Below are 11985 nucleotides of genomic sequence, written 5' to 3'. Positions count from 1 at the left end.
ATATTTTAAAGAAATAATGCTTTTCCCTAAAAGTTCAATTGAATAGAATCAAGCGCGTTCTCTTCTTCCTCATTGCTGCCGCTCAATCCGATATGTTCGATTAGAATGCTTGGCTGTTCCAAAATCGCCGATAGGATGTGTAAGTAGTCGTTTGATAAAACCTCGATTCTGCTTTTCTTAAACAGTTTTTTCGAATATTCAAACAGTCCTTGATAGTTGTCGCGGTCTGCCTGAATCGACAAGGTCAAATCGAATTTGGCAACCGGATGATGAAATGGATACGGCTTGAGTTGAAGGGAATCGAAAGTCAATTCAGCATGATCAAGATTTTGCAGCACAAACATCGTATCGAATAAAGGATTACGGCTTGAATCTTTTGGAAGATGCAGATGCTGAATTAATTCTTCCAACGGATAGTCTTGATTTTTATAGGCGTTCAGCATGTTTTCTTTTACTTCGTTTAAGTAGGCATCAAATGTTTTACGGCCCGCCGGGTGATTGCGAATGACTAACGTATTGACGAACATTCCCACGACCGGCTCTACATCCAAATGAGTCCGCCCGGCAGATGGCGTTCCTACGATAATATCTTCTTGTCCGCTGTATTTGGATAAAAGAATCGTATAGGCTGCCAATAAAATCATATACAGTGTTGCTCCTGTGTCTTCTTCCATTTGGCTTAAACGCTGTTTCAAGTGTTCGGGTATAAGAAATTCAAATGATTCGCCTTCGTAATCGCGTATGGCAGGCCGCTCATAATCCGCAGGCATATCCAGTACAGGAATATCACCGTGAAACTGATCCAGCCAATACACTTTCTGGCTCTTGATGTTCCGTTTCTGAATGTCCGATTGCTGCCAAACTGCAAAGTCTTTATATTGAATAGAGAGCGGGTCCGGTTCGTTCCCCTCGTAGATTCGGCTTAAATCTTTCATCAGAATATTGACGGACACGCCGTCAGAAATGATATGATGCATATCAACCACAAGCACGTGCCGCGCAGGTTCAATTTCAATCAGTCCGGCCCGCATCAGCGGCGGTTTGGCTAAGTCAAACGCTTTGATGAAATCAAGCACACGGTCTTCCGCTTCTTCTTCGCTTGCTTGAATTCGTTCTATCGTAAAGTCGACGTTCTGATGAATACGCTGTGCCGGCTCGCCTTCATATAAATCAAAGCTGGTCCGCAACGCTTCATGACGCGCGATTAATTTTCGGAAAGCGGCGTTTAACCGTTCGGGATCGATCGTCCCTTCCACATTCATGGCACCCGTCATATTGTAAGTCAGCTCGCCGCCTTCTGTGTGACTTAACAAATACATCCGCCTCTGAGCTGAAGAAACCGGATAATATGGCATTTCCTTTGCAGCCGGAATCGGTACATATCGATTTTTGTCCATGTGTAACGCCTTGTCAGCCAATTGTTCAATGGTAGGAAACTTGAATATGTCTTTGAGAGACAGATTCACATCCAGCTCTTTGTGAATTCTGGCGGCTAAGGCAGCCGCTCGGATGGAGTTGCCTCCGAGATCAAAGAAATTATGTTTGATCCCCGCATGGCTTATTCCGAGCACTTCCTTCCATAAATCTGTCAGTTTGGACTCCGTCTCATTACCCGGCGGTACATATTCAGCTGTCTGCTGCAGACTCGCTTCTGGTGCAGGCAGTGCCTTACGGTTTATTTTCCCGTTGGATGTTAACGGCATATGCTCCAGATGGACAAAATAGGACGGAACCATGTAGTCCGGAAGCTGCGATGACAATTGTTCCCTAAGCTGCGCAGCCGCTATAGGCTTGTCGCTTACGTAATACGCGCATAATTGTTTTAAGCCGTCTTCTTCTTCTTTCACTGTAACCGCGGCTTTTTGCACCGCTTCCGCGTTATGCATTGCTGCTTCAATTTCACCAAGCTCGATTCGGTGTCCCCTGATTTTGACTTGTTCATCAACGCGCCCAATATATACAAGATTTCCGTCCTTCAATCGCTTAGCCAAATCCCCTGATTTGTACATCTTCGCTCCCGGGACATACGGGTTTTCAACAAATTTCTCTGCCGTTAAATCCGGGCGGTTCCAATACCCTCTGGCAACACCCGGTCCGCTGATATATATTTCGCCGATTACCCCGAACGGAACCAGGTTTCTGCTTGCATCGGCCACATAAATATCCGTGTTGGCAGCCGGAGTGCCGATCGGTACAAATTCCCGCTTGTCCCGTTCTGCGTCGAAGTGATAAATCATACATCCGACGACTGCTTCCGTCGGTCCGTATTCATTGAAAATGTCCAGCCGGCCTTTAAACTGCTCGCTGACACTTTTGGCCAGACGGGTGCTTAAATTTTCTCCGCCGACAATCATTTTCCGTATTGCGGTGCCGCCAGCGATATTCATCTCTTTGATGACGTGCAGGTGTGCCGGGGTCAATTTGATCATGTCTATTCTTGAGTCCCGCATAATCTCAGAAAGCACAGCGCTTTTGTCTTCGCCGTCAAAGACAATGATGGTATTTCCCGTAACCAGCGGTGTAAATATCGAGGTCACAGTCAGATCGAAAGAGATGGAAGAGTATAATGGGAAGTTGGTTTTCTCACCTCTTACATAAACCTCTTTCGCCCACCAAATATAATCAGCCAGTCCCTGATGCTCAATGAGTACACCTTTTGGATTTCCCGTGGAACCTGACGTATAGATCATGTAGGCCAAATCATGCGCATCGCTGTCCGGTTCAAGATTCGAGTGATCCCCATGGTATGAGTTTTCCTCATCCAAAAGCACAATGTCACCATCATACGGTAATTGATCCAGCAGGCTGCGCTGTGTCAACACAACCTCCGCCCTTGAATCTCTCAGCATATATTGAATCCGATCTTCCGGATATTCAGGATCAATGGGCACGTATGCGCCGCCGGCTTTCAGAACAGCCAAAATTCCGACAATCAGCTCGATCCGATGCGGGCAGATGATGGCAACGAATTGATCCGCTTGTACGCCTTTTGTCCGTAACGTCCGCGCCAATCGGTTCGCCCGTTCATTGAGCTGTCTGTACGTATACCGCTCATTGCCAAAAATAACGGCTTCATGATCGGGACTCTGTTCCGCCTGCATTTCAAACCACCGATATACCGTTTCCTTATGCGGATACGGCGTCTTTGTGCCATTACACTCCGTCAGCAGTTGATGCCGTTCGGTTTCAGACAGCATAGGAACGGAAGACAATGTCATCTCCGGCTGCTCAGCAAGGCTGTTTAAAATGCCGGTATAGTGTCTGGTGATCTGTTCAATGGTGTCTTTTGTGAATCGTCCCGGTTTATAATCAAAATGCATCTCTATCTGTTGACCGGCATCTTCGATCGTAAGCATCAAATCATATAAAGAGACCCCTGGATTTCGTTCTTTCACTTTAAATGTACATTCATTGTGCCGGATTTCATGAAATTCAATGTTTTGAAACACAAACATCGTGTTAAACAGAGACTTTCCGGTTGTTTCCCGCTGCACATTTAATTTTTCCACAAGCCGGTCGAATGGATAGTCTTGGTTTTCGAAAGCGTCAAGCGTCTGCCGCTTTACTTCTTCCAGATAATCCGTAAACGTTCTATTGGCGTGCGGCTTCGTCCGGATTCCGATGGTTTGTATGAAAATACCGATGATTTTTTCGATATCCGGATGATTTCTTCCTGAAGCAGGCGTGCCAACGACAATGTCTTCTTGTCCCGTATATTTATGAAGCAGCACATTATAGGCGGCCAGAAGCACCGTATAGAGAGTCGTTTCCGCCTTTTGTGCTAAATCTTGAAGCGAACGGATGACATCCGGCTGTAAGGAGCATGTCACACGCTGTCCCTTAGAAGACCGTTCTGCCGCTTTGGAACCGTCTGTCGGCAGGTCAAGGATGGGAATTTCGTCTTGAAATTGTTCCAGCCAATATGTCTCCTGCCGCTTCATGGCATCGTCATTCAGCCGTTGGTTTTGCCATTCTGCGAAATCTTTATATTCAAATTCAATGTCCGGTAATGGTTTCTGATGATATAAAGCCAGCAATTCATTTGTCAGGATGTTGACGGAATAACCGTCCGAAATGATATGATGCATATCGATGAGCAGTTCGGCCTGCTCGTTTTCAATCTTGATCAGCTCCGCACGAACTAACGGAGCTTGGTCCAGGCGGAACGGTTTTACAAACCGGTCTGAATAGGCATCAAATTCATCCCGGCTCATTGTCCGGACATGAACGTTAAAATCAACTTCGTTTTTAAGTTTCTGAACGATATCGCCATCTATAATGTCGAAATACGTGCGAAACGCTTCGTGCCGCTGCATCACTTGTTGAAGAGATGAGATCAGGGCTTGCTCATCGTACTTCCCTGTTATTGAGATGTGGCCGAACATATTTTGCGCCAGCTGATCCGGTTCCAGTTGGTGCAGGAAATATACTCTTTGCTGCGCCGGCGATGTCGGGTAATACGCTTTTTTCTCGGCAGCCTTCATCGGGAGGTGCACGACTTTCGTTTCGTTCTGAATGAAACGTGCTAATTCCTTAACAGTCTGGTGATTGAAAAATTGTCCGATGGAAACCTTTTGATGAAATGTCTTCTGAACTTTGGAAAGCATAAGCGTCGCCTGGAGTGAGTTTCCTCCCAGAGCCAGGAAGCGATCTGATCTGCCAACCCGTTCAAGGCCGAAAAGTTCCTCCCAAATCCGCGCCAGCTGCCGCTCCGTTTCATTTACCGGCGCCTCATAGGCTTCAGTAAAATTTGCCGTATTGCTTCCTATTGAAGAGACCCGCTTCTGGTGTTCGGCGTAAAGTGCTTGTAAATCATGCTGTTCTTCATCGGAAAACATCATCATGGCGTCAAGAGGGATTGAATCTCCCTCAACCATTTTTTGCAGCAATTTTGTAAAACCCGCTCCCCACTTTTTCATGATTTCCGGACTGATGACGTTCGTATTAAAGTCGAAATCAAGAACATATTCTTGATGCGCATCTGTTATGTTAAGAAATAAATCGTACAGGGTGCATTTTACCGGGTATGCAACGGGCTCCGCTTCCGCTTTTCCGAAATGCAGCTTTCGAAAAGGCCTGTCTAAATTAAAGATAATACGCATATCCGGCACTTGATCGTGCGGAAGCTCTCTGGCCACCAGTGTCATCGGGACGGCTTGGTGCCGCATTGCAAGATTCACGCTTTCTTTCATACTGCCAAGATAACCGGATAAAGTGCTTTCTGAAGAAGACGTGTTCTTCACCGGAATCATATTGACGCAATTTCCAATCAGATCATGCTGTTTCATATGCGATTGACCTGCTGCGGGGACCCCGATCACAAGGCCTGACTGTTTGGTAAGCCGGTGCAGAAAAAGATGAAATGCGCCCAGCATCGTCACAAATACGCTATTTTTCATCTGAATGCTTAATGACCTTAAAGCCTCGCTCAATGGCCGTCCAAGCCTGACGGTACACCGGTCTCCCTCATACCCGTTCGGATAACGGACAGAAGCTGTGCTTGGCAGAATTGGCTGCTGTATCGGTTCAGAGAAATGACGCCGCCAATAACGGACCCCTTCTTCATAATGGCCGCTGTCAATCTGTTCCTGCTGCCAGTCTAAGTATTGGCGAAACGAAACATCTGCCTCTTTCGGCGAAATCGGTTTTCCTTGTACTATTGCCGCGTAGTTGCTCTCCAGTTCTTGAACAAAAACGGCGATTGACCATCCATCGGCAATGATATGATGGAACGTGAGCACAATCAGATGTTCATTGTGAGCCGATGTAAGCACATGGATTCTAAACAAAGGCTTTTGTTCATGGAAATGAAACGGCTGCTTGGCATCTTCTGTCAGCCATTTTTGGATTTCCGGCCCCCGATGTTCATGCGGGAGGCCGGTAAAATCAATGACAGGTATATCTATATTCATCCGTTCCTGCACTTGCTGTACCTCGTCATCGGGATGAATCACCGTACGTAAAGCTTCATGACGGTCAAAGATATGCCGGACGGCTTGTTTTAATGATGTATACTGCAGTTCGCCCTTCACTTTCAGCATAATGGACTGGTTTAAAGCGGCGGAAGCTTCATTCCCGTAATGGGATGCCATAACCAACTGCTTTTGTTCAGGTGAAAGCTCGCGCGTCCCGGACTTTTTACGGCCTCCGCCATCAGGGGAATCCGGACCTTCCGGGATAAATCCGCCTCGGCGAAGATCCTCCACCGTGTCTTTCACCGCTTGAATAATATTTTCGATATCATCCGCGGTATGCGCGGCAGACAAGAAGCAGTTGCGTCCTTCCCACACATAGACCCCTTTATAGTTGAGGTGGTAAAAGAACAAGTCATTATCAAGCGATGAGACAAACCGGAATAAAGAACCGAATCGAACCATGCGGATAGGCACTTGCGCTTGTTCGAAGCAGCGATTCAGCTCATCGACCAGGTAGGCTGTTTTTTGATTAAGCTGCTCATACAGATGTTCTCCCTCGGTTTGCAAATGGCGAAGGACGGCTAATGACATCCTCATGGTAAGCGGGTGAGTATTGAAGGTGCCGGCCACAAACGTGCGCTTCGCCTCGTCTTGCGGGTAGGAATCGTCCCCATACTGCCAGGTACCCCCGTCGATCGCATTCATGAACTCAGCTTTTCCGGCAACTACCCCTAACGGCTGTCCGCCGCCGATGATTTTTCCGTAGGTCACTAAATCAGCCTGAATGCCGAACCATTCCTGTGCGCCGCCGAGACCGATCCGAAATCCGGTAATAATTTCATCCATAATCAGAGCTGTTCCGGATTGCTGCGTGATCGCCCGCAATTCTTTCAAAAATGCCTGCGGCTGCAAAGCCGGTCTGCGGCTTTGTACCGGTTCCACCAGTACGGCTGCCAATTCATCACCAAGACTGCGGATCACATCCAGCGAATCGGGATTGTTGTAATGTAAAATAATCAAATCATCCATAAAGCTCTGCAGTATACCCGGAGCCAGCGGATTCGCAGACGCAGCCCCGCCTTTTGTGCCGGCAACCCCTAATACGCCGTCAAACGTGCCGTGATAAGATCCTGAGAACGCCACGACTTTCTTTCTTCCTGTCGCCGCCCGCGCCAAACGCAGGGCAACCATGACGGCCTCTGTTCCGGAATTATAGAAAGCGACCCTTTCCACTCCGGTACATGTGCGGATCCGGTCGGCAACTTCACCGGCGACATCTGACATCGGGCCGAGCGGAGGCAATGATGAACGGGTTGAATCATCGATAACCTGTGTAATAAAGGAAGGATGATGCCCGAAAAGGTTAACCCCGAATCCCATGGTGATATCGATATATTCATTTCCGTCAATATCCCACATTTTAGAACCGTCAGAACGTTCGGCGATAATCGGGTATACGATTTCCTTCCAATACGAACGGAAGCTGGACAAATTGCGGTTGTTTGCATGAGCAAATCGGGTATTGTCCGTATATTGTTTGGAACCTTTCGTTTTATCTGCGTATTTCTTGATGAAATCTTCTAAGTATTGTTTTTGCCGTGCGGTATAGTGTCCCTGATCATTCAGGTTCTGAGGCTGGAAAGGAACATAGGGTTTCGCTTCTTGAGCCGCTTTCTGTTCTGCAATGACGGTCGGAGGCCCCTGCTTGACAGAAGGAATTGATTTCTCTTGCGCTTTAGCGTATTCTTTCTCATCGGAATGATGTCCGCTGTTTCTCAACAAATTAAAGCTATTTAATTGAGCTTGCAAGGCATCCTGAATTAATTGATTTTGAGATGCGATTATTTTTTCGAGCGTATGCTCTTGATGACCATCTCTGCGATCCGATTCAGGCTGCGCTTCTGAAATGACCTGTTTTTCCTGCGCCGGAACATTCTCTTGAGGCGGAGCGGATGCAAAGGACGATGGAACGGTATCAGCCAAGTAATCTATGACACTTTGAAGGTTGGTCAACGTATCAAAAAAACGATCCATCGGGATATCTACCCCAAATTCGTCCGCGATGGCTTTTTTGACCTGTGACAGCATGATAGAATCCATTCCGAGCCCGATAAAATGAGCATTCAGATCGAGTTCCTCTCCCCTGATCCCTGAAGCATTGCTGATTACAGTTTTCAGGAAGGATTCAATATGCGCCTTCGATTGATTGATATTCAATGCCGCTTCTCCTCTCTTTTCGCCCTCGTTTAAGCGCAATTGGTCAGCTTCAGCCCAGCATCGGCTCCGTTCAAACGGATACAGGGGCAATGGCGTCTTTTGTACAGTTTCACCGGAATACAGCGCGCGCCAATCGATAACGGCTCCTTGCACAAATAATTCGGCTGCGCGATGCAGCCATGTGATCCGTTCATCTTGCGTACGTAAACGCTGCTTAATCAGAGCGGCTGCTTGTTGATTCAGCTCTTCTTTATGAGCAGGCAGCATTTCCTTCATATTCTTGTAACCGATGTATACACCGGGAAGGTTTCTTTCTCCCTGAATCAGGCGGGTCAGCTTATCCGATAGTTCTTGTTTACCGGATACAATCATGGCAATGCCATGATCCAAATGAGCCCTGCCCGTACTGGCTGTATAACAAATGGACTTTAATGAAGCTTGGCTGTCATCCGATACATATTGCCGGTACTGCTGTGCGAGTTCATAGAGTGATTTTTCAGTATGAGCGGATAAAACAAATAGGTGCGGCCCATGTTCATCCTCGGGCGCATACTCACTTTGAGAAATATATTCTTCCAGTACCACATGAGCGTTCGTTCCGCTAAAGCCAAATGAGCTGACTCCGCCTCGCAGCGGCTCATCACCCGATGTGAACTCCGAAACTTCCTGATTCACATAAAATGGTGATGAGTGAAAATGAATGAGCGGATTAGGTTCATTAAAGTGCGCTAACGGCGGATTTTTCTTGTGATTCAGCATGAGGACAGATTTGATCAGCCCGACGATGCCTGCCGCTTCAAACAAATGACCGATGTTCGATTTAACAGAACCAATCGCACAAAATTGTTTTTTTGCCGTATACTTTTCAAACGCTTTACAAAGCCCGTTAAATTCAACCGGATCGCCGAGCTTCGTTCCGGTGCCATGCGCTTCGATGAAAGATAGTGTTTCAGGAGCAATGCCCGCGTCTTTCCAAGCCGTCTCAATGACCTCAGTCTGAGCTGCCGGATTCGGTGCTGTAATCCCGGCGGTTGTTCCGTCTTGATTCATCGCGCTTCCCTTGATTACGCCGTAAATATGGTCTCCGTCGCGAACAGCCTCCTGCAAAGGTTTTAGCAGGACTGCGGCGGCGCCTTCACCTGTGCCCGTGCCGTCTGAATCTTTGCTGAACGTTTTCGTGTACCCGTCCGAAGATTCCATATCAAGTCCGATACAGATCGGCAAGAGCGATGTCCGGATACCGCCGGCAAGAGCCATTTCACAATCGCCGGACATTAAAGATTTACATGCCATATGAACGGCGGCAAGCGATGAGGAGCATGCCGTATCCACTGTGACCGCCGGCCCTTTTAAATTTAAGAAATAAGCGATTCGGCTGGCTAGCACGGAAGGGAGATTGCCCACGATATATTGATGAAGTTCCTCCGGGTAATTCGCAGAAAGGAGACGTTCATAATCGTAGCCCACCTTTGAGTACCCTGCATATACCCCGACACGGCTCCCGTTCATGCTGCCGCCGGCATAGCCCGCATCTTCAATCGCATGCCATGCAGACTGCAAAAACAGTCTTTGGTTAGGGTCCATAAACTGAGCCGCTTTAGGAGCTAAACCGAAGAACGAATAGTCAAAGCGGTCGATTTCATCTAAATAGCCGCCCTTCACAAACTGATTCTCATTGAACTCGCTTTGGATGGACTTTAAATAATCCGCCGCATCTTTCAGCCGGGATTCGGGGTATTCTCGAATGCTGTGCTCACCTTTTTCAAGCAGATTCCAAAAATCACTTTTCGTTGACGCTCCCGGGACATTGAGCGACATCCCGATAATGGCGATATCTTTCGGTGTCACATGGCTTGGTTTCGCTGCCGCGTCCTGCTTGATTTCAGCCCGGCTTTCAGACAGATATACCGCTAAATCAGTGATAGAAGGATACGTAAAGAGATCTGAAACGGAAAGCTCGCGTCCGAATTTCTGTTCTATGCGCTCGGCAATCTGCGATAACTGTAATGAATTTGCTCCCATATCAAAATAACTGTCAGCGAGGTGAACCTTTTTTCCATCGAGCACTTCGGAAAAGATAGACAGCAATTCCGTTTCTATCTCATGAATGGGTGTCTGTCCGGATGTTTCCGTGCTGCTCTCCAAACATTCATTGATGGCGGCGGACTCTGTTGAAAAATTCCCTGCCTCATACTGTCTGGCAAGTTCGTAGCGTTTAACCTTTCCGCTGGTTGTTTTAGGGAGTTTTCGGATCGGAAGGACTTCTTTTATGCTCCAGCCGCCCCGCTTGTACAAATGTTTTTTTATCTCTTTGACAAGCGGTGCAAATTTTTCAGGTGATTTTTTGTAAACAACAAAGAGCACGATTTCTCCGCTTTGTGTCTTTTGATCATATACACCGCAGGCGGCAACCCTTCCTAAGTCAACCTCTTCCATTTCAATCGCGACCCGTTCAATATCGTGCGGGTAGATATTTTTTCCGTTCACGAAAATAATGTCCTTTTCTCTTCCGGTTACGACTAAGTTACCACTTTCACTAATGAATCCGAGGTCTCCCGTTTTTACCCAGCCGTCAGAAGTCAGCGCTTTTTCCGTACTCTCGGGGTTGTTGTAATACCCTTGCGTCACATTGTCTCCTTTGATTTGGATATGGCCGATGATTCCGTCTTCTACTCTTTCATTTGTTTCATCGGAGATCCGAAGCTGACAATAGTCAATAGGTTGTCCCACCTCGACGAATGAAGCGCAATTTTGGTCCTCTTTGCTGACTTTTACAGCTCTTTCACCAAGATTTAAATAGTCACGATGCAAATAAACGGGAACGAATTCTTTACCTATTTTAGAGAACGCTGCGCCAACCGAAGCTTCCGCTAAACCGTAAACATTCAAAATGGCGGATCTTTTCAGATTGAATGCTGCGCATCTTTTCAAAAATTCGTCACACAGCTCCGGCAATATCGGTTCTGCACCGTTTGCGATGACCTTGATGTGGGATAAATCCCAGTCTGGTTCGTTTTTCAGAAATTTAAGGAAGTAGTTGTACCCGAAATTAGGAGATGATAGAATACTGGCTTTATGTTCATGAGCTTTTTTCATCCAAAGAATAGGTCTGCGAATAAATAACTCTGTAGGCATTAGATTTTGATTGATTCCGGTTATGAAGGGAACAAGGTGGCAGGCGATGAGCCCCATATCATGCGTTAAAGGCATCCATGATAAGAAAGAGTCTTTCGAATGAACGTGTAGGGCATTCCCAATGGCGCACGTGTTATGTATTAAGTTGTGATGCGTTAACATGACTCCTTTTGGATCTCCTGTCGATCCGGAAGAAAATTGGATAAAGGCGAGTTCATCCGCATCAGGTTCATAAAACGAAGCGGGGTAATCGTAGGTTTGATCTTGAATGACGTCAGATTTTTCGTTTAATTGATAATGGAAATCCTGTAAATCGTGTTCTGCAGCGTATTTCTTTATTTTGTCCAATACTTTTTCAGAGGCAATCAGAAACGGATGATTTAATATATTCCAAATGCGCCAGACCTTCAGCTTATGGTCATCATCTTCTCCGATACTGACCGGCACCGGGATCATTCCTCCTAATATACAGGCCCAAAAAGCAACGACAAATGATTTGTTTTCTTGGATTTGAAATACAATTTCCTGCTTCGGCTGAATGCCGAGATGCTGTAGATAGCCAAGATACCCTTGCGCCTCTTCAAACAATTGGCGATAAGAGACAACCGTCTCGTTTTTATCGGATTCGATAAAACGGATCCCGCGATCAGAGATATTGCTTCTTTCCCGAATGACATCTACTAAGGTTTGGAATTGACTGGTATACATAGGTCCCCTC

At 46.7% G+C, this 11985-nt stretch carries 1 protein-coding gene; it reads right to left on the bottom strand.

What is annotated here, in order from left to right; all coding sequences use genetic code 11:
- Positions 1–26: 26 nt before the first annotated feature.
- Complete coding sequence (gene bamA / locus AR442_RS18215) at positions 27–11975, bottom strand: bacillomycin D hybrid PKS/NRPS BamA (RefSeq protein ID WP_053285113.1); 11949 nt, start codon at positions 11973–11975, stop codon at positions 27–29.
- Positions 11976–11985: the final 10 nt, after the last annotated feature.

Source organism: Bacillus velezensis (assembly GCF_001461825.1).
Classification (GTDB): Bacteria; Bacillota; Bacilli; order Bacillales; family Bacillaceae; genus Bacillus; species Bacillus velezensis.
Note: the sequence above shows the minus strand (reverse complement) of the source record. Positions and strands in the feature narration are given on the sequence as shown.

Excerpts from the sequence above, each read along its gene's own strand:
- bamA (WP_053285113.1), bottom strand. The coding sequence starts at position 11,975 with ATGTATACCAGTCAATTCCAAACCTTAGTAGATGTCATTCGGGAAAGA.